Source organism: Enterobacter sp. RHBSTW-00318, assembly GCF_014101375.1.
GTDB classification, from domain to species: Bacteria; Pseudomonadota; Gammaproteobacteria; order Enterobacterales; family Enterobacteriaceae; genus Enterobacter; species Enterobacter ludwigii.
The window spans coordinates 3,856,711-3,875,872 of the sequence record NZ_JABXQH010000001.1; the positions used below are offsets into that span (position 1 = coordinate 3,856,711).

Consider the following 19,162-nt stretch of genomic DNA (forward strand, 5'->3'; position numbering starts at 1 on the left):
TAAAACGATATTTTTTATTCTCTTCCTGCTGTGGCGTAATCATAAAAAAATGTCACCCCGGAGAAAGACCATGCCACGCCCGCTTAACCAGACTGATACCGATTTGAATGCCGAAAACCTGCTACGCCTGCCTGCCGAGTTTGGCTGTCCGGTGTGGGTCTACGACGCGCAGATCGTTCGCGAGAAGATTGCTGCCCTGCATCAGTTTGACGTGGTGCGTTTTGCCCAGAAGGCGTGCTCCAATATCCACATTCTGCGTCTGATGCGTGAGCAGGGTGTGAAGGTCGACTCCGTCTCCCTGGGGGAGATTGAGCGCGCGCTGGCGGCCGGGTTTGATCCGAAAACCGATCCTGACGCGATTGTGTTTACCGCCGATGTGATCGACGACGCCACGCTTGCTCGCGTCCATGAGCTACAGGTGCCGGTAAACGCCGGGTCCGTGGATATGCTGGAACAGCTTGGGCAGGTTTCTCCGGGCCACCGCGTCTGGCTGCGCGTGAACCCTGGCTTTGGTCACGGTCATAGCCAAAAAACCAATACCGGCGGCGAAAACAGCAAGCACGGTATCTGGTATGCCGATATGCCCGCTGCCCTGGACGTACTGCAGCGTTACAATCTGAAGCTGGTGGGGATTCATATGCACATCGGCTCCGGCGTGGATTACGCGCACCTTGAGCAGGTCTGTGGCGCGATGGTACGCCAGGTGGTCGAGTGTGGTCAGGATCTGGAGGCGATCTCCGCCGGGGGCGGTCTTTCCATTCCCTACCGTGAAGGGGAAGAGGCAATCGACACCGATCACTATTACGGCCTGTGGAGCGCCGCGCGTGACCAGGTCGCCGCGCATCTTGGTCATGCCGTGAAGCTGGAAATTGAGCCGGGTCGTTTCCTGGTGGCTGAATCCGGGGTGCTGGTGGCGCAGGTTCGCAGCGTGAAAGAGATGGGCTCGCGCCACTTTGTGCTGATTGACGCCGGCTTTAACGATCTGATGCGCCCGTCAATGTACGGCAGCTATCACCACATTTCGGCTCTGGCTGCCGATGGCCGCGATTTAACTCACGCGCCGCGTATCGAGACGGTTGTCGCGGGCCCGCTGTGTGAGTCTGGTGATGTCTTTACCCAGCAGGAAGGGGGGAAAGTGGAAACCCGCGCGCTGCCGGAAGTTAAACCAGGCGACTATCTGGTGCTGCACGATACCGGTGCGTACGGGGCGTCAATGTCCTCAAACTACAACAGCCGCCCGCTGCTGCCAGAAGTGTTGTTTGATAACGGCAAGGCGCGGCTGATCCGCCGCCGCCAGACCATTCAGGAACTGCTGGCGCTGGAACTCGTCTGAGTGAAGTACGGCCCCGTCGTGACCGAGTCGCGTAATACCAGCGTACCGGTGAACGGCGGGATCGCATCGACCGGTTGGTTTTTTGCCAGCCGGATCGCCTGATCGATAGCCGTAACGATCATATTGTCGATAGGCAGATAAACCGACGAGAGCGCTGGCTCCAGCCATTTCGCGCATGGGGCATCGTCAAAGCCAAACAGGGAAATATCCTGTGGGATCCGCAGCCCCGCCTGGTGTAGCGCCTTGGACGCACCCAGCGCCATATCATCGTTACAGGCAAACAGAGCGCTAAACGCTATACCGTCGGCAATCAGCTCTTTGCAGAGCTCATATCCTCGCGTCATTCCCGCATCGCCATACTTAATCCGCCGCTCGTCCAGACGAATGCCGTGCTTTTCCAGCGCCTTACGGTAGCCCATCAGCCTCGCTTTCCCGGTTGGCGTGTGGATCGGGACGGTGATACAGGCGATCTCCCGGTGGCCCTGGTTGATCAGGTAATCCACGGCCTTAAAGGCGGCATCCTGCTGTTCGAAGAACACGCAGCGATCGGGCGCCTGGCTGACTTCACGGTTGATGACCACCAGCGGGGTTTGCACCGAATGGATCAGCTTCATAATCGCTTTTTCGCTCATGTAGCGGGTGTAAAGCACGATGGCATCGCATTTGCGATCGGCCAGCATTTGTACCGCCTGCTCTTCCTGCTCCGGGGCGTCGTGACCATCCGTGACGATCAGCTGTTTGCCGTGGGTTTCCGTCTGCCGGGAGGCCTGCTGAAGAAGACGACCAAAGTAAAAACCATCAAAGGTAGAGACCACCAGACCAATGCTGTTGCTGGTCTGGTTTGCCAGCGAACGCGCGAGAAAATTTGGGCGGTAGCCCAGCTCTTCCATCGCATTAAACACCTGCTGACGCGTACTCTCTTTAACCTGACCTGTGCCGTTCAGCACGCGCGATACCGTGGCTTTCGACACGCCCGCGCGCAATGAGACATCCAGCATTGTTGCCATTAGACATTCCTGATTCCACGTAACGATCTGCAGTTTAACACAGACCATCCGGTGCATAAGCGATGCGGGAAGGGCAAAACTTCCAGCACGATCACGCTTTTAGGTAACGATCGGTCAGTTCGAAATACAGGGTTTTAAGTGGTATGCCAAAATCGATATAAACCGCATTTTGGAATACCTGTTACGTCGTTGAGAGCTTAATCACAGAACAAAACCCGACATGAAGCTATTTTTGGTATGCCAATAGTATCCGGCTGTACACCTTATCCAATAAAAGCCCTTTTACTGAGGTATTACCCTATGGCATTACAGGAAAAACTGATCGACGCTCTGGGCAGTTTTGCCACAAAATTCAACAGTTATCGCTATATCATGGCGATCAAGTCTGCCTTTATTACCTTAATGCCGGTCATCATCGTTGGGGCATTCTCTGTCTTGATCTCCAATATGGTACTGGATCCGAAAAATGGCCTGGCGAGCTTCCAGTCCCTCTCTTTCCTCGCCACGCTAAAACCCATCACCAGCGCGCTCAATTACGCCACCCTGAATTTCCTTAACATTGGCGCGGTGTTCTTAATCGGTATCGAACTGGGCCGCATCAACGGGATCAAATCGTTATTCCCTGGCCTGCTGGCGGTGATCTGCTTTATCTGCGTGACGCCAACAACCGTCGAGATGCTGGTGGATGGTGAAATGCACGTGGTGAAAGACGTGCTGCTGCGTCAGTTCTCTGATACCCGTAGCCTGTTCCTCGGCATGTTTATCGCGATTCTGTCGGTAGAAATTTACTGCTGGCTGGAAAACCGCAAGGGGCTGAAGATCAGGATGCCGGACACCGTACCGCCAAACGTGGCGGCATCGTTCTCCGCGCTGATCCCGGCGATCATCACCACTACCGCGATTGCCACATTGGGTTTCGTCTTCCATCAACTCACCGGCATGTATCTCTATGACGCGGTCTATCAGGTGGTGCAACAGCCGCTGGAGCGCGTGGTGCAAAGCCTGCCGGGCATTCTGCTGCTGATGTTTGTCGCACAGCTTTTCTGGGTGATTGGTATTCACGGCAACCAGATGATCAAGCCGATCCGCGAGCCGCTGCTGTTAGGCGCCATCACCGTTAATATGAGCGCCTTTGAGCAGGGCAAAGAGGTGCCGAATATCATCACCATGCCGTTCTGGGATGTGTACATGAGCATCGGCGGGTCGGGGCTGACCATCGGCCTGCTGATCGCGGTCATGATTGCCACCAAACGCAAAGAGATGAAAGAGATCGCCAAGCTTTCCATTGGTCCGGGGCTCTTTAACATCAACGAGCCGGTGATCTTCGGCATGCCAATCATGCTTAACCCGATCCTCGCCATTCCTTTCATTATCACGCCGCTGGTGACCGGCTCTATCGGTTACTTTGCCACTGTGACCGGCTTTGCCGGTAAAGCCGTGGTGATGGTGCCGTGGACCACGCCGCCGCTGATCAACGCCTGGCTCTCCACTGCCGGATCGATGGGGGCGGTCATCACTCAGCTTATCTGCATCGTGACTGCCGTCATTATCTACCTGCCGTTTGTGAAGATTGCTTCACGACGTGCCGAACAGGCCGCGCTGCAACAGGCGACCGACAATGCATGAGGATGTGATGACGACAAAACAGATAACCATTCCGCAGGATTTCATTCTGGGCGCGGCCGCGTCAGCCTGGCAAACCGAAGGCTGGTGCGGCAAAAAGGCGGGGCAGGATTCGTGGATCGATCTCTGGTACAAAAACGATCGCCACGTCTGGCACAACGGCTATGGCCCGGCGGTGGCGACCGACTTTATCAACCGCTTTCGCGAGGATGTGGCGCTGATGAAGCAGGCAGGGCTGACGCACTACCGAACCTCGATTAACTGGTCACGTTTTTTAACCGACTATGAAAAAGTGACGGTGGACGAGGAGTACGCCGCCTATTACGACGCGTTGTTCGATGAGATACACCGTCAGGGTATTGAGCCGATGATCTGCCTCAAGCATTACGAGCTGCCGGGCGTGCTGCTTGACACTTACGGCGGCTGGGCTTCAAAGCAGGTTGTTGACCTGTTTGTCCGCTATGCGGAAAAAGTCTTTGAACGCTACCACGGTAAAGTCACCCGCTGGTTTACCTTCAATGAACCGATCGTGGTACAGACCCGCGTTTATCTCGATGCGCTGCGCTGGCCCTACGAGCAGAATACCGGTAAATGGATGCAGTGGAACCACCATAAGGTTCTGGCGACGGCAAAGGTTGTACAGCTGTTTCGCGCCAAAGGGTACCCTGGCTCGGTTGGCTGTATTCTCAACCCCGAAGTCACCTATCCTCGCTCGTGCGCGCCGCACGATGTTAACGCCGCAGAGAAGTACGATCTGTTCTATAACCGCGTATTTCTCGATCCGCTGGTGCACGGGCGCTACCCGCCAGAACTGTTTACGCTGCTGGAACAGCATCAGGTGGCGTGGGACTACACCGCAGAAGAGCTGGAACTGATTGCGCAGAACACCGTCGATGAGCTGGGGATAAACCTCTATTACCCGCATCGGGTGAAAGCGCCATCTCGTGCCTGGCACCCGGAGACACCGTTCCACCCGGCGTACTACTACGAACCGTTCGAACTGCCAGGACGGCGAATGAATAAATCCCGCGGCTGGGAAATCTACCCCCGCATTATCTACGATATGGCGATGCGGATAAAAAATGACTACCGCAATATCGACTGGTTCGTGGCGGAGAGCGGGATGGGCGTGGAGAACGAAACGCAATTTCGCAACAGTGACGGGGTCATTGACGACGAGTACCGCATTGCGTTCATTCGCGAGCACCTCTATTACACGCTGCTGGCGCGGGAGGAGGGGGCAAACTGTCATGGCTATATGCTGTGGGCCTTTACGGACAACGTATCACCGATGAACGCCTTCAAAAACCGCTACGGGCTCATTGAGATCGATCTCGATAACAATCGCGCCAGGCGGGCGAAAAGGTCGGCGAGCTGGTTCCGGCAGCTGCGCGATGCGCGCGTGCTCACGCTCCCGGTCGATGATGAATGGAAGTAAGCGAAAACCATGCTGGTTCTGGTAAAATAGCGCACAAACTGGCCGGGAGGACGCCCGGCCTGCGCATTAACTGAAAAAACAGGTGAAAACGTGGATAAGGCTGTCATCCTGCCGGAAAAAAAACAGTACCAGGAAATTGGCGAGGATTTACGGGCGCAAATTATCCAGGGGCACTATCCCGTAGGTTCCCGTCTGCCGCCCGAGCGTAATATTGCTGAGAAGTACGGCGTAAGTCGTACCATCGTGCGTGAGGCATTGCTGATGCTGGAGCTGCAGGGCACGGTGGATATCCGCCAGGGGTCTGGCGTTTATGTGATGCGTATTCCTGAAGAACACGAAAACGAAGAAGAACGTTTTCTGAACAGCGACGTCGGCCCCTTTGAGATCCTGCAGGCGCGCCAGCTCCTCGAAAGCAACATCGCCGCGTTTGCTGCCAAAATGGCGACACGCGCAGACATCGACAATCTGCGACGTATTATTGAGCAGGAGCAGCGTGCCATTGCCGCCAACGATAACAGTCAGGACAACAATAAAATGTTTCACCTGGTGCTGGCGGGGGCAACGCAAAACCAGATGCTGCTGGCAACGGTAGAGAGTATCTGGCACCACATGGACAGCAGCCCGCTGTGGCAGCAATTCAATGGGCATATCGCCAGCCGTGCATACCGCCTGAAATGGCTGGGCGACAGGCAAACTATCCTCGCGGCGCTTCGTCGTCGTGACGTGATGGGCGCCTGGCAGGCGATGTTCCAGCATCTGGAAAATGTGAAAAAGAGCTTACTTGAACTCTCCGATGAAGATGCGCCGGATTTTGACGGTTATCTTTTTGAATCTGTGCCCGTGTTTCAGGGGAAGCTGGTGTGACTATTCTGCCTCTCTATGCCGCGCCTCAGTATGCGGAACAGGTAACTGACTGGATCTGGCAGGCGTTCGGTGACGGGCTTACGCGGGCGTTTTTCCAGAGCATCGTTGAACACAGCCAGACGCCGGGCGCGTTACCGTTGACCTTTATTGCTCTGGAGGGCGAACAGCTTCTGGGTACGGTCGGGATCTGGCGCTGCGATTTAATCACCCGACAGGATCTTTGTCCGTGGCTGGCTGCGCTGTACGTTGATGAAGCGGCGCGTGGTAAGGGACTGGCGGGAAAACTGCAGCAGCATGTTATCGCCTATGCCGCGCAGGCCGGGTATCACGAACTGCATCTGTGGTCTGCCTGCCGCGACTTCTACGAACGTTACGGCTGGCAGTACATTGGCGATGCGCTCGAATACCCGAACAAAACGGTACATCTGTATCGCTATTCCTCTCCCGCTTCTGCTGGCGAACCTACAGAGTGACGGCGGACTAAGGTGGGGCTGAACAGGTGGGTGATATCCGGTGGCTGGCGTTGTTCGGCCAGCGCCAGTGCCAGCTCCGCAGCCTGCGTTGCCATTGTGATAATCGGGTAACGTACGGTGGTCAGGCGGGGACGCACGTAGCGGGACACCAGCACATCATCAAAGCCAATGAGTGAAATTTCTCCCGGCACCTCGATTCCATTGTCATTTAACACCCCCATTGCCCCGGCGGCCATCGAGTCGTTATAGCTGGCAACCGCCGTGAAATTCCGTCCACGCCCCAGCAGCTCTGTCATTGCCTGTTCGCCGCCACTCTCATCCGGCTCGCCGTAGGCCACCAGCCGGTCATTACACGGCAAACCGTTTTCGCGCAGGGCATCGTAGTAGCCCTGCAGGCGATCTTCGGCATCGGAAATCGGGTGATTGGAGCAGAGATAACCAATGCGGGTATGGCCCTGCTGAATCAAATGGCGGGTAGCAAGCCAGGCGCCGTAGCGGTCGTCGAGTGCCACGCAGCGTTTCTCAAAACCGGGAATAATTCGGTTGATGATCACCATGCCGGGGATCTGCTTCATCAGATGAATGAGTTCAGCATCGGGGATCATTTTGGCGTGAACAACCAGCGCAGCGCAGCGGTGGCGCATCAGCTGTTCGATAGCCTGGCGTTCTTTTTGTTCGTTGTGATAGCCATTGCCGATCAGCAGAAAATTGCCGGTCTGATAAGAAACCTGTTCAACCGCTTTTACCATGGCGCCGAAAAACGGGTCAGACACATCGCCCACCACCAGTCCGATGGTTTCAGTAGACTGTTGGGCAAGGGCGCGGGCGTTGGCATTCGGATGGTAATTCAATGATTCCATGGCGTTTTGCACCGCCTGGCGTGATGCGTCACTGGCTTTAGGGGAGTCGTTAATCACGCGCGAGACGGTCGCCACTGAAACACCAGCCAGACGGGCCACATCCTTTATTGTCGCCATTACATACCTTCTTAGTGGGGGTAAGCGTTTACACACGAAATAGTGTTGCGGAAAAGCGCCGTGCATTCAAGGGGCGCGGGGTTTCGCCCTCCACAAACGTGACGCAGCACAACCCTGGCCGTGTAATCGTTACACGGCCAGTCATGTCTGAATAATGTCAATCTGAACCTTTAGTTACACTTTGCCTCAGGCTGTTGCGATTGTCCGATGGCGAGGATGAGGGGGAGATTGATAGAGTCGAGATCCCAGAGGTATTGATTGGTGAGAATTCTTAGTACGGTTTCGTACTCTTCTCTTGCACCAACCTGCGCGGATGCGCAGGTTTTTTTTCGCCTCAACTTTGCAGTCGCTCCCGTATCACTTCTCGTGTAATCTGCCACCATTTACTATCAACCCTTCACACTGGCTGGCAAAGGGAGTTGAGATGCTTTTTGGGTTCTTCCGTACACTCTTCCGTATTCTCTTTCGCATTCGCGTCACTGGCGATGCTCAGGCGCTTCGCGGCGAACGCGTTCTTATCACACCAAACCATGTTTCCTTTATCGACGGCATTCTGCTGGCGCTATTTCTGCCCGTGCGTCCGGTGTTTGCGGTTTATACCTCCATCAGCCAGCAGTGGTACATGCGCTGGCTCACGCCGCTGATTGATTTTGTGCCGCTCGACCCGACCAAACCGATGATGATTAAACATCTGGTGCGTCTGGTGGAGCAGGGGCGTCCGGTGGTTATTTTCCCGGAAGGTCGCATCTCGGTGACCGGTTCACTGATGAAAATCTACGACGGCGCCGGGTTTGTCGCGGCGAAGTCAAAAGCAACCGTGGTGCCACTGCGTATTGAAGGAGCGGAGCGCTCCTATTTCAGCCGTCTGAAAGGGCTGGTAAAGCAGCGCGTGTTCCCAAAAATTACGTTGCATATCCTGCCGCCAACGTCGTTACCGATGCCTGACGCGCCCCGTGCACGCGATCGCCGTAAAATTGCCGGAGAGATGCTGCACCAGATTATGATGGAAGCGCGTATGGCGGTCCGCCCGCGCGAGACGCTGTATGAATCCCTGCTGTCGGCACAGCACCGTTACGGCGCGAAGAAAAACTGCATCGAAGACATCAACTTTACCCCGGATACCTATCGCAAGCTGCTGACCAAAACATTGTTCGTGGGCCGTATTCTTGAGAAGTACAGTCAGCAGGGCGAAAAGATTGGCCTGATGCTGCCCAACGCAGGCATCAGTGCGGCGGTGATTTTTGGAGCCGTTTCCCGTGGCCGTATTCCGGCGATGATGAACTACACGGCGGGCGTGAAAGGGCTGACCAGCGCCATCACGGCAGCGCAAATCAAAACCGTCTTTACCTCCCGCCAGTTCCTCGACAAAGGCAAACTGTGGCATCTTCCTGAACAGCTTACCCAGGTACGCTGGGTCTTCCTGGAAGATCTTAAAGCGGACGTGACGACGGGCGACAAACTGTGGATTTTTGCTCATCTGCTGATGCCGCGTCTGGCCCAGGTGAAACAGCAGCCGGAAGACGACGCGATTATCCTCTTCACCTCTGGCTCTGAAGGCAACCCGAAAGGCGTCGTCCACAGTCACAAGAGTATTCTGGCGAACGTTGAGCAGATCAAAAGCATTGCCGACTTTACCGCGAAAGACCGGTTTATGTCAGCGCTGCCGCTGTTCCACTCTTTTGGTCTGACGGTGGGGCTTTTCACGCCGCTGCTGACCGGTGCCGAAGTCTTCCTTTATCCAAGCCCGTTGCATTACCGTATTGTGCCGGAGCTGGTGTATGACCGTAACTGTACCGTGTTGTTTGGAACCTCAACCTTCCTCGGAAACTACGCGCGTTTCGCCAACCCGTATGACTTCTTCCGCGTGCGCTACGTGGTTGCGGGCGCGGAAAAACTGCAGGAGAGCACGCGACAGATCTGGCAGGACAAATTTGGTCTGCGCATCCTCGAGGGGTATGGCGTGACAGAGTGTGCGCCGGTGGTCTCTATCAACGTGCCAATGGCGGCGAAACCGGGGACAGTAGGCCGAATTCTGCCTGGGCTGGATGCTCGTCTGCTGGCGGTGCCTGGTATTGAAGACGGCGGCCGTCTGCAGCTGAAAGGGCCAAACGTGATGAACGGCTATCTGCGCGTGGAAAACCCCGGCGTGCTGGAAGCACCGACCGCAGAAAACGTTAATGGCGAGATTGAAACGGGCTGGTACGACACCGGCGATATTGTACGTTTCGATGAGCAAGGCTTTGTGCAGATCCAGGGGCGTGCAAAACGCTTTGCCAAGATTGCGGGTGAAATGGTCTCGCTTGAGATGGTTGAACAGCTGGCATCGGGCGTCTCCGCCGACAAGATGCATGCCACGGTTGTGAAGAGTGATGCAAGTAAAGGCGAGGCGCTGGTGCTGTTCACCACCGACAGCGAGCTTAAGCGCGACCAGTTACTGAGCTATGCCCGCGAGCACGGCATCCCAGAGCTGGCGGTACCTCGTGATATTCGCTACCTGAAACAGCTTCCGGTGCTCGGCAGCGGTAAGCCCGACTTCGTGACCCTCAAGGGCATGGTTGAACAGGCGGAACAACATAATGCGTGAGTCAGTACACACTAACACCTCTCTGCGCTCAAAAGGCATGATGGCGGTGATTGCCGCCCAGTTCCTTTCCGCCTTTGGCGATAACGCGCTGCTGTTTGCCACGCTGGCACTGCTCAAGGCTGAGTTTTACCCCGACTGGAGTCAGCCGGTTCTGCAGATGGTGTTTGTGGGCGCTTACATTATCTTTGCACCGTTTGTCGGACAGGTTGCGGACAGCTTCCCGAAAGGCCGGGTAATGATGTTTGCCAACGGCCTGAAACTGCTGGGAGCCGCCAGCATTTGTTTTGGTTTCAATCCGTTTATTGGCTATACGCTGGTCGGCATTGGTGCCGCAGCCTACTCCCCGGCGAAGTATGGCATCCTCGGGGAGCTGACCACCGGTGATAAGCTGGTGAAAGCCAATGGGCTGATGGAGTCCTCCACCATTGCGGCAATCCTGCTTGGCTCCGTCGCAGGCGGTGTCCTCGCTGACTGGCACGTGCTGGCGGCCCTCGGCGTGTGTGCCGTGGTGTACGGTGGCGCGGTAGTCGCTAACCTGTTTATTCCGAAACTGCCGGTGGCGCGTCCGGGGCAATCCTGGCGCTTTAAGCCGATGACCGGCAGCTTCTTCAATGCCTGCCGCGTACTGTGGCGTAACGGTGAAACGCGATTCTCTCTGATGGGCACCAGCATGTTCTGGGGCGCTGGCGTTACGCTGCGCTTCCTGCTGGTGCTGTGGGTGCCGGTGGCGCTGGGGATCACGGACAACGCGACGCCAACCTACCTTAATGCGATGGTGGCGATCGGGATTGTGGTGGGCGCGGGGGCAGCGGCAAAACTCGTGACGCTCGACACCGTTGCTCGCTGCATGCCGGCAGGGATCCTGATTGGCGTTGCGGTGCTTTTTTTCGCGCTGCAACACGCGTTATTGCCAGCCTACGTACTGCTGATCCTGATTGGTATTCTGGGGGGCTTCTTCGTGGTGCCGCTGAATGCGCTTTTGCAGGAGCGTGGCAAGCAGACGGTCGGGGCGGGCAATGCTATTGCGGTGCAAAACCTCGGTGAAAACCTGGCGATGCTGCTGATGCTGGGCCTGTATTCGCTGGCGGTTAAAGCCGGCGCGCCTGTGGTGGGGATTGGCGTCGGGTTCGGTGGACTGTTCGCGCTGGCGATTGCCGGCTTGTGGGTCTGGCAGCGCCGCCGCTGATTCGGGTCGTCTTCAGCGCCTTTTCACAAGCGGGTGCAAACATTAAAAACGGCAACAGAGGTTGCCGTTTTGTTTTTTTACGGTGCCGGATAGGTATAAACCTGATGCACCGCGTCAATCTCCGCCAGCACGTCCTCGCTCAGGTCCAGATGGAAACTCTCAATGTTGGTTTTCAACTGTTCCATCGTCGTTGCGCCCAGCAGGGTGCTGGCCACAAACGGCTGACGGCGTACGAAGGCCAGTGCCATCTGGGCAGGATCGAGCCCGTGACGCTTCGCAATATCAACGTAGGCCGCGACGGCTTTCTGCGTCTGCTCGCCGCTATAGCGGGTAAAGCGGCTGAAGAGCGTATTACGCGCGCCGGCTGGCTTCGCACCGTTCAGGTATTTACCCGTCAGCGTACCAAAGCCCAGGCAGGAATAGGCGAGCAGCTCAACCTCTTCATATTGCGTCACTTCGGCCAGACCCACTTCGTAACTGCGGTTGAGCAGGCTGTAGGGGTTCTGGATAGTGACAATGCGCGGCAGATCGTGTTTATCAGCCAGGTGCAGGTAGCGCATAACGCCAAAAGCCGTTTCGTTAGACACGCCGATGTAGCGGATTTTGCCCGCTCGCTGGCATTCGGTCAGCGCTTCCAGCGTTTCAAGCAGCGTAACGGCGGGAGCGCTTTCGTTCCAGCTGTAGCCGAGCTTACCAAAGCAGTTGGTTGGACGCTGCGGCCAGTGTACCTGGTAGAGATCAAGATAATCGGTTTGCAGGCGCTTCAGGCTGGCATCCAGCGCGGCACGGATATTCTTGCGATCGAGGATCTGGTTTGGGCGGATCCCGGCATCGCTGTTACGCGCAGGGCCGCTGACTTTCGAGGCGATAACCAGTTTTTCTCGGTTGCCGCGTTTTGCCAGCCAGTTGCCGACGTAGGTTTCGGTAAGCCCCTGCGTTTCCGGGCGTGGAGGAACAGGGTACATCTCTGCGACATCAATCAGGTTAATGCCCTGGCTGACGGCATAATCGAGTTGTGCATGGGCATCGGCTTCGCTGTTTTGTTCACCAAATGTCATCGTGCCCAACCCCAGTTGGCTTATCTCCAGAGAGCTGTGGGGGATACGGTGATAATGCATAGCCGGCTTCCTTCAATAGACATGTAGACCGCGTCAGGAACCTCCCGACAAAGGAATATAAACATGGCAGAGGGGAAGCAAAAGGGGAAGAAAAAAATCAAAAAGGCCAGCAAGGTACTGACCTCTCTCTGTTTATCGCTCGATAATTTGCGAGACTTCGTCGCGATTGATCTGCATTTTATTCCCGGACTGATCGCGGTAGCTGACCAGACCGGTGTCATCATCGACTTCCGGCTTGCCGTCTGTCAGGATCATCCGGCCATCTTTTGTCGCCATCACGTAATCGCTGCTACAGCCCGATACTGCAAACGCTAATCCGACTGCTGAAATTAACACTGCCCATTTTTTCATCGTTATCGTCCTCACCTGGCTCGTATCAAATCATAGTGTAGTAATAACCCGTTATTTCGACAGGAGGAAGCGGTAAAATCTTAAAAACCAGGTGATTATGTTTGAGAGCTCTCAAAATAAGTAAAAAACTACGTTTTGAGTAAGAAATGGCGAGCAAGGAGCGCCCCGGTAAAGTTCTTTTTGAGATAAAAACCGCGTGGCAATGTCAGTATCGGCTCGCCCCGGGCACCGATTGCCTCCGTGAGCGCTTTACTGTTCGCCGCCTTTGGCCGCAGCTGTAACACCTCTCCGTGTCGGGCGGTGATGCGCTCAACCTGACCGAGGACAATCATATCCATCAGCTCTTCCCAGTCCAGACGCAGCTGATGCTCTTCATCTTCATCCGGACTCCACAACAGCGGTGCGCCAACCCGGCGTTCAGCCAGCGGGATCTGACGTTCTCCTTCTACGGGGACCCAAAGCACGCGCTTCAGTTTATGGCGAACGTGACTGGTTTCCCACGTCACACCGGTATTCCCGGTTAACGGTGCAACGCAGACAAATGTCGTTTCCAGGGGCTTCCCAAGGCTATCGATGGGAATGGTTTTTAACTCTACGCCCAGGGCGGCGAAATCCTGCTCCGGTTTACTCCCTGCGCTTGCACCCAGCCACAGCTCCAGCAGCATGCCGATCCAGCCTTTATCCCGCTTCAGATCCTGAGGGATCGGCAGGCCAGCCATTGCCGCCAGCTCGCCAAGCGAAAAGCCAGCCAGACGCTGCGCCTGCTGTAGCAACTGGGTTTCGCTGGACGGCGGTGAAAGCAAGGGTAAAAGCGAATGCATGAAGGTAACCTTTTGATTAAAAAATACACTAAGAAATTGTCCCCTGTGGATAGAGTTTAACTTTTTCTGTACGAATATGCCATGTGCATGATTTATAGGTTTTTTTAGTACACTAAAAATGGATGGCGAGGGACAAAAATTCGGTTGTTCAATTCTGGTCACTGACAATGAACAGGATCTTACACCATGTTATCCACAGAAAAGTGGGATAACTGGGCATAACCCTGACTACTGTTTCAATTTACAGCCTTGACGTGCGACGAAAATCCAATTTTCAAACAAATTGTGCCTAACTTATTGGCACAATCTGTGGATAAAACCGACGCTGTTCGATCTTTCATCAGCACAACGATCCCTGATGTGACGATCGTCACGATTAAGCGGTGTGGGTTGGTTTTATGACGATTAACTTTATGAAAATAATGATTTTATTTTTTATTGGTAATGGAGGGAGATTGACGGCGGCTGAGGTTGTTCATCGGTAATCAGACACTTCTTCACAACTATATCCACAGAAAAGGTGAATAAAATTCCCCTCAGAGCCACTCATCTGTTTATAACTCTGCCTGTATTTGTGAGTTATTCAAATGTTATTAGGTTGCAGCCCTGTAAGAGAGTGGTTTACCGCCTCCCTGTAGTGTGAAACAATCATTCATATATAAGGTTTAGTTTGGGGTAGTCCGGTGATTGATGACGATGGCTACCGCCCGAACGTAGGAATAGTAATTTGTAATCGTCAGGGCCAGGTGATGTGGGCCCGTCGATATGGTCAGCACTCCTGGCAGTTCCCGCAAGGCGGGATCAACCCGGGAGAGTCCCCAGAACAAGCGATGTACCGGGAGCTGTTTGAAGAGGTTGGTTTAAGCCGAAAAGATGTTCGCATCCTGGCTTCGACCCGCAACTGGTTGCGTTACAAGTTACCGAAACGTTTGGTGCGTTGGGACACAAAGCCGGTTTGTATCGGCCAGAAACAAAAATGGTTTCTACTGCAGTTGGTGGGCAACGATTCAGATATCAATATGCAAACCAGCAGTACGCCGGAGTTTGATGGCTGGCGTTGGGTGAGCTATTGGTATCCTGTTCGTCAGGTCGTGTCATTTAAACGCGATGTTTACCGTAGGGTGATGAAAGAGTTCGCAAGTGTTGTCATGCAGCTTCAGGAGATCCCGCCTAAGCCGCAGAGCGCACCTGCCTGGCGACGTAAAAGAGGTTAAGCTACGCAAATCATGCTCACCCGCTTGCGAGAAATAGTCGAGAAGGTGGCCAGTGCGCCGCGTCTGAATGAGGCGCTGAACATTCTGGTTACCGACATCTGTCTTGCGATGGAGACCGAAGTCTGTTCGGTGTATCTGGCCGACCACGATCGGCGTTGCTATTACCTGATGGCGACCCGTGGTTTGAAAAAGCCACGTGGACGCACCGTAACGCTCGCGTTTGATGAAGGTATCGTTGGTCTGGTTGGGCGACTCGCCGAACCTATCAACCTTGCCGACGCGCAAAAACACCCCAGCTTTAAATATATCCCCTCCGTAAAAGAAGATCGTTTCCGCGCCTTCCTGGGTGTGCCGATTATTCAGCGCCGTCAGCTGCTTGGTGTGCTGGTGGTACAGCAGCGTGAGTTGCGTCAGTACGATGAAAGCGAAGAGTCTTTCCTCGTCACGCTGGCCACGCAGATGGCCGCGATCCTCTCCCAGTCCCAGTTGACGGCACTGTTTGGTCAGTATCGTCATACGCGTATTCGCGCGCTTCCGGCGTCGCCGGGCGTTGCTATCGCCGAAGGGTGGATGGACGCCACTCTGCCGTTGATGGAGCAGGTGTACGAAGCCTCAACGCTTGATGAAGCGCTTGAGCGTGAGCGTCTCACCGCCGCGCTGGAAGAGGCGTCGAATGAGTTTCGTCGCTACAGCAAGCGCTTTGCCGCTGGGGCGCAAAAAGAGACAGCGGCCATTTTTGACCTCTACTCGCACCTTCTCTCCGATGCACGTCTGCGCCGCGAGCTTTTTGACGAAGTCGACAAAGGTGCGGTTGCGGAGTGGGCGGTTAAAAAGGTCATCGAAAAATTTGCCGAACAGTTTGCGGCACTGACCGACGGTTACCTGAAAGAGCGGGCCGGTGATTTACGCGCCCTGGGGCAGCGTTTACTGTTCCATCTTGATGACACTATTCAGGGCGCGAATGCCTGGCCAAAACGTTTTGTGCTGGTTGCCGATGAACTCTCCGCGACAACGCTCGCTGAACTGCCTCATGACCGCCTGGCGGGCGTAGTGGTACGCGATGGCGCGGCGAACTCGCACGCGGCCATTATGGTGCGTGCGCTGGGAATTCCCACCGTTATGGGGGCGGATATCCAGCCATCGGTGCTGCACCGACGTACCCTGGTGGTCGACGGTTATCGCGGTGAGCTGTTGGTTGATCCTGAGCCGGTTCTGCTTCAGGAATACCAGCGCCTTATCAGCGAAGAGAATGAATTAAGCAAGCTGGCAGAGGATGACGTTAATCTGCCCGCGCAGCTCAAAAGCGGCGAGCGAATCAAAGTCATGCTCAACGCAGGTTTAAGCCCCGAGCATGAAGAGAAGCTCGGCAGCCGCATCGACGGTATCGGCTTATACCGCACCGAAATCCCGTTCATGCTGCAAAGTGGCTTTCCCTCTGAAGAGGAGCAGGTCGCGCAGTATCAGGGCATGCTGCAGATGTTTAACGACAAACCGGTCACCCTGCGCACCCTTGATGTCGGGGCAGATAAACAGCTGCCGTACATGCCGATCAGTGAGGAAAACCCGTGCCTGGGCTGGCGTGGGATACGCATTACGCTCGATCAGCCTGAGATCTTCCTGATCCAGGTGCGTGCCATGCTGCGCGCGAATGCGGCGACGGGTAACCTCAGCATTTTACTGCCGATGGTCACCAGCATTGATGAGATTGACGAGGCGCGGCGTCTGATTGAGCGTGCCGGCCGTGAAGTCGAAGAGATGATTGGCTATGCGATCCCCAAACCACGAATTGGGGTGATGCTTGAAGTGCCGTCAATGGTCTTTATGCTGCCGCAGCTGGCTAACCGTGTCGACTTTATCTCGGTCGGTACCAATGACCTGACGCAGTATATTCTGGCCGTCGACCGTAACAACACGCGTGTTGCCAGCATCTATGACAGCCTGCACCCTGCGATGATCCGGGCGTTAGCGATGATCGCGCGAGAAGCCGAACAGCACGATATTGATTTGCGCCTGTGTGGTGAAATGGCCGGGGATTCGATGTGCGTTGCAATCCTGATTGGGCTGGGGTACCGCCACCTCTCCATGAACGGCCGTGCGGTTGCCCGCGTGAAGTACCTGCTGCGGCATATCGATATTGAGGATGCCCGCGAGCTGGCTGAACGCAGTCTTGAAGCGCAGCTGGCCGCCGAAGTGCGTCATCAGGTGGCTGCTTTCATGGAACGACGCGGTATGGGCGGCCTGATTCGCGGCGGTCGCTAATACGTACTTTTCACCTCACTCCGTCCTCGTCCTTTGTGACAGGGCGGAGGTGAGGATATAACACACTCCTCTATACACATCTTTTACATCTCTGGCGCATCCTCCGCGTCCGCCTTATGCTATGATTCGCAACTTTGGAGCCTCTGCTAACAGCAGAATCGCATTTCTACCGCTGTCCACTTTCAGCGGAATAACAACATCTTGTGGTGACAGATGAACAGTGGTTATCTGCATTTTCCGGAATTTGATCCGGTCATTTTCTCAATAGGACCTGTTTCGCTTCACTGGTACGGTCTGATGTACCTGGTCGGCTTCATTTTTGCCATGTGGCTTGCTGGCCGTCGCGCCAGTCGTCCCGGCAGTGGCTGGACCAAAAACGAAGTCGAGAACCTGCTGTATGCAGGCTTCCTTGGCGTGTTCCTGGGCGGCCGTATTGGGTATGTTCTGTTCTATAACCTCCCGGTATTCCTGAACGATCCACTCTACCTGTTCCGCGTCTGGGATGGCGGCATGTCCTTCCACGGCGGGCTGATTGGTGTGATCCTGGTGATGGTGATTTTTGCCAAACGCACCAAGCGCAACTTCTTCCAGGTGTCAGATTTTATCGCGCCACTGATCCCGTTTGGTCTGGGAGCAGGACGTCTGGGCAACTTTATCAATGGTGAGCTCTGGGGGCGTGTCGACCCGAGTGTCTCCTTTACCATGCTGTTCCCGGGCTCGCGTGCAGAGGACATGGCGCTGCTGCCGTCTCATCCTGAGTGGCAATCCCTGTTCGATACTTACGGTGTTCTGCCGCGCCATATGTCTCAGCTTTACGAGCTGGCGCTGGAAGGCGTGGTGCTGTTTATCATCCTGAATCTCTTTATCCGTAAACCGCGTCCGATGGGGTCTGTCTCCGGTCTGTTCCTGATTGGCTACGGTGCATTCCGTATCATCGTCGAGTTCTTCCGCCAGCCGGATGCACAGTTCACCGGCGAATGGGTACAGTACATCAGCATGGGGCAGATCCTCTCCATTCCGATGATTGTCGCGGGTGTCATTATGATGATTTGGGCGTATCGTCGTCGTCCACAGCAACAACTTTCCTGAGGAACCATGAAACAGTATCTTGAACTGATGAAAAAAGTGCTCGATGAGGGCACGCCGAAAAATGACCGTACCGGTACCGGCACGCTCTCCATTTTTGGCCACCAGATGCGCTTCAATCTGCAGGAAGGTTTTCCGCTGGTGACGACAAAGCGCTGCCACCTGCGCTCGATCATTCATGAACTGCTCTGGTTCCTGCAAGGCGATACCAACGTTGCGTATCTGCATGAAAACAACGTCTCTATCTGGGATGAATGGGCAGATGAAAACGGCAACCTGGGCCCGGTGTACGGTAAGCAGTGGCGCGCATGGCCTACGCCGGATGGCCGCCATATTGACCAGATCACCACCGTGATGAACCAGTTGAAAAACGATCCGGACTCGCGCCGTATTATTGTTTCCGCCTGGAACGTCGGCGAGCTGGACAAAATGGCACTGGCACCGTGCCATGCGTTCTTCCAGTTCTATGTGGCAGACGGTAAGCTCTCCTGCCAGCTCTATCAGCGCTCCTGCGACGTGTTCCTCGGCCTGCCGTTCAACATTGCCAGCTATGCGCTGTTAGTGCATATGATGGCGCAGCAGTGCGATCTGGAAGTGGGCGATTTCGTCTGGACCGGTGGGGATACCCATCTCTACAGCAACCATATGGAACAGACGCATCTCCAGTTGACCCGCGAACCGCGCGCCTTGCCTAAGCTGATTATCAAACGCAAACCGGAATCCATTTTTGATTACCGCTTTGACGATTTTGAGATTGAGGGTTATGACCCTCATCCAGGCATCAAAGCGCCCGTCGCTATCTGAGGCCGTCAATCGTGACATAACCGG

At 55.2% G+C, this 19,162-nt stretch carries 16 protein-coding genes and 1 pseudogene; 11 read left to right on the forward strand and 6 right to left on the reverse strand.

Going from position 1 to position 19,162, the window contains the following annotated elements:
• The first annotated feature begins 70 nt into the window (after positions 1 to 70).
• Positions 71 to 1,333 carry a diaminopimelate decarboxylase gene (gene lysA / locus HV157_RS19100; protein ID WP_047356704.1) on the forward strand — a complete coding sequence of 421 codons (1,263 nt, stop codon included), beginning with the start codon at positions 71 to 73 and terminating at the stop codon, positions 1,331 to 1,333.
• On the opposite strand, the gene HV157_RS19105 is transcribed toward lysA, so the two are convergent.
• Positions 1,303 to 2,340 (reverse strand): LacI family DNA-binding transcriptional regulator, encoded by a 1,038-nt coding sequence (locus HV157_RS19105; protein WP_032678896.1) that lies wholly within the window; start codon positions 2,338 to 2,340, stop codon positions 1,303 to 1,305. The two genes, lysA and HV157_RS19105, sit on opposite strands and share 31 nt — an antisense overlap.
• A 300-nt stretch (positions 2,341 to 2,640) precedes the next feature.
• On the opposite strand from HV157_RS19105, the gene HV157_RS19110 reads away from it, so the two are divergent.
• From HV157_RS19110 to HV157_RS19125, 4 genes are all read left to right on the forward strand, one after another.
• Entirely contained in the window at positions 2,641 to 3,966 is a 1,326-nt protein-coding gene (locus HV157_RS19110; protein ID WP_020883770.1) for a PTS transporter subunit EIIC, read from the forward strand.
• Between the two features lie 7 nt (positions 3,967 to 3,973).
• Positions 3,974 to 5,401, forward strand: a complete 1,428-nt coding sequence (locus HV157_RS19115; RefSeq protein ID WP_182268831.1) for a glycoside hydrolase family 1 protein — start codon at positions 3,974 to 3,976, stop codon at positions 5,399 to 5,401.
• A gap of 90 nt (positions 5,402 to 5,491) precedes the next feature.
• Positions 5,492 to 6,265, forward strand: coding sequence for a GntR family transcriptional regulator (locus HV157_RS19120; protein WP_014171459.1), 774 nt, complete (start codon positions 5,492 to 5,494; stop codon positions 6,263 to 6,265).
• Entirely contained in the window at positions 6,262 to 6,738 is a 477-nt protein-coding gene (locus tag HV157_RS19125) for a GNAT family N-acetyltransferase (RefSeq protein ID WP_025203338.1), read from the forward strand. Before HV157_RS19120 ends, HV157_RS19125 begins: the two co-directional genes overlap by 4 nt.
• On the opposite strand, the gene galR is transcribed toward HV157_RS19125, so the two are convergent.
• On the reverse strand, positions 6,699 to 7,715 hold the full coding sequence (gene galR, locus HV157_RS19130; RefSeq protein WP_020883772.1) for an HTH-type transcriptional regulator GalR: 1,017 nt from the start codon (positions 7,713 to 7,715) through the stop codon (positions 6,699 to 6,701). The two genes, HV157_RS19125 and galR, sit on opposite strands and share 40 nt — an antisense overlap.
• Positions 7,716 to 8,139: 424 nt before the next feature.
• Here galR and aas point away from each other — a divergent pair, with 424 nt between their 5' ends.
• Together aas and lplT are read left to right on the forward strand one after the other, a co-directional pair.
• Positions 8,140 to 10,299 carry a bifunctional acyl-ACP--phospholipid O-acyltransferase/long-chain-fatty-acid--ACP ligase gene (gene aas, locus HV157_RS19135; protein WP_020883773.1) on the forward strand — a complete coding sequence of 720 codons (2,160 nt, stop codon included), beginning with the start codon at positions 8,140 to 8,142 and terminating at the stop codon, positions 10,297 to 10,299.
• On the forward strand, positions 10,292 to 11,485 hold the full coding sequence (gene lplT / locus HV157_RS19140; protein WP_025203340.1) for a lysophospholipid transporter LplT: 1,194 nt from the start codon (positions 10,292 to 10,294) through the stop codon (positions 11,483 to 11,485). The genes aas and lplT overlap by 8 nt, the downstream gene beginning before the upstream one ends.
• A 77-nt stretch (positions 11,486 to 11,562) precedes the next feature.
• Here the strand turns inward: lplT and HV157_RS19145 are convergent, their stop codons facing one another.
• The 4 genes and pseudogenes from HV157_RS19145 to HV157_RS26295 form a co-directional block, all read right to left on the reverse strand.
• On the reverse strand, positions 11,563 to 12,603 hold the full coding sequence (locus HV157_RS19145) for an NADP(H)-dependent aldo-keto reductase (RefSeq protein WP_025203341.1): 1,041 nt from the start codon (positions 12,601 to 12,603) through the stop codon (positions 11,563 to 11,565).
• Between the two features lie 132 nt (positions 12,604 to 12,735).
• Positions 12,736 to 12,954 carry a YgdI/YgdR family lipoprotein gene (locus tag HV157_RS19150; RefSeq protein WP_020883776.1) on the reverse strand — a complete coding sequence of 73 codons (219 nt, stop codon included), beginning with the start codon at positions 12,952 to 12,954 and terminating at the stop codon, positions 12,736 to 12,738.
• 128 nt (positions 12,955 to 13,082) lie between these two features.
• Entirely contained in the window at positions 13,083 to 13,775 is a 693-nt protein-coding gene (mutH, locus tag HV157_RS19155; protein WP_032678891.1) for a DNA mismatch repair endonuclease MutH, read from the reverse strand.
• A 154-nt stretch (positions 13,776 to 13,929) separates the two neighbouring features.
• Positions 13,930 to 13,995 (reverse strand): annotated as a pseudogene (locus tag HV157_RS26295) (hypothetical protein); the annotation flags it as partial.
• Positions 13,996 to 14,458: 463 nt separating this feature from the next.
• Here HV157_RS26295 and rppH point away from each other — a divergent pair.
• The 4 genes from rppH to thyA all read left to right on the forward strand — a co-directional run bounded on the left by rppH (position 14,459) and on the right by thyA (position 19,138).
• Entirely contained in the window at positions 14,459 to 14,989 is a 531-nt protein-coding gene (gene rppH, locus HV157_RS19160; protein ID WP_013098553.1) for an RNA pyrophosphohydrolase, read from the forward strand.
• A 12-nt stretch (positions 14,990 to 15,001) separates the two neighbouring features.
• Positions 15,002 to 17,248: a phosphoenolpyruvate--protein phosphotransferase gene (gene ptsP / locus HV157_RS19165; RefSeq protein ID WP_014171450.1), complete on the forward strand. Its 2,247-nt coding sequence runs from the start codon at positions 15,002 to 15,004 to the stop codon at positions 17,246 to 17,248.
• Positions 17,249 to 17,461: 213 nt separating this feature from the next.
• Positions 17,462 to 18,337, forward strand: coding sequence for a prolipoprotein diacylglyceryl transferase (gene lgt / locus HV157_RS19170; RefSeq protein ID WP_014171449.1), 876 nt, complete (start codon positions 17,462 to 17,464; stop codon positions 18,335 to 18,337).
• 6 nt (positions 18,338 to 18,343) lie between these two features.
• Entirely contained in the window at positions 18,344 to 19,138 is a 795-nt protein-coding gene (gene thyA, locus HV157_RS19175) for a thymidylate synthase (protein WP_013098550.1), read from the forward strand.
• Positions 19,139 to 19,162 lie beyond the last annotated feature (24 nt).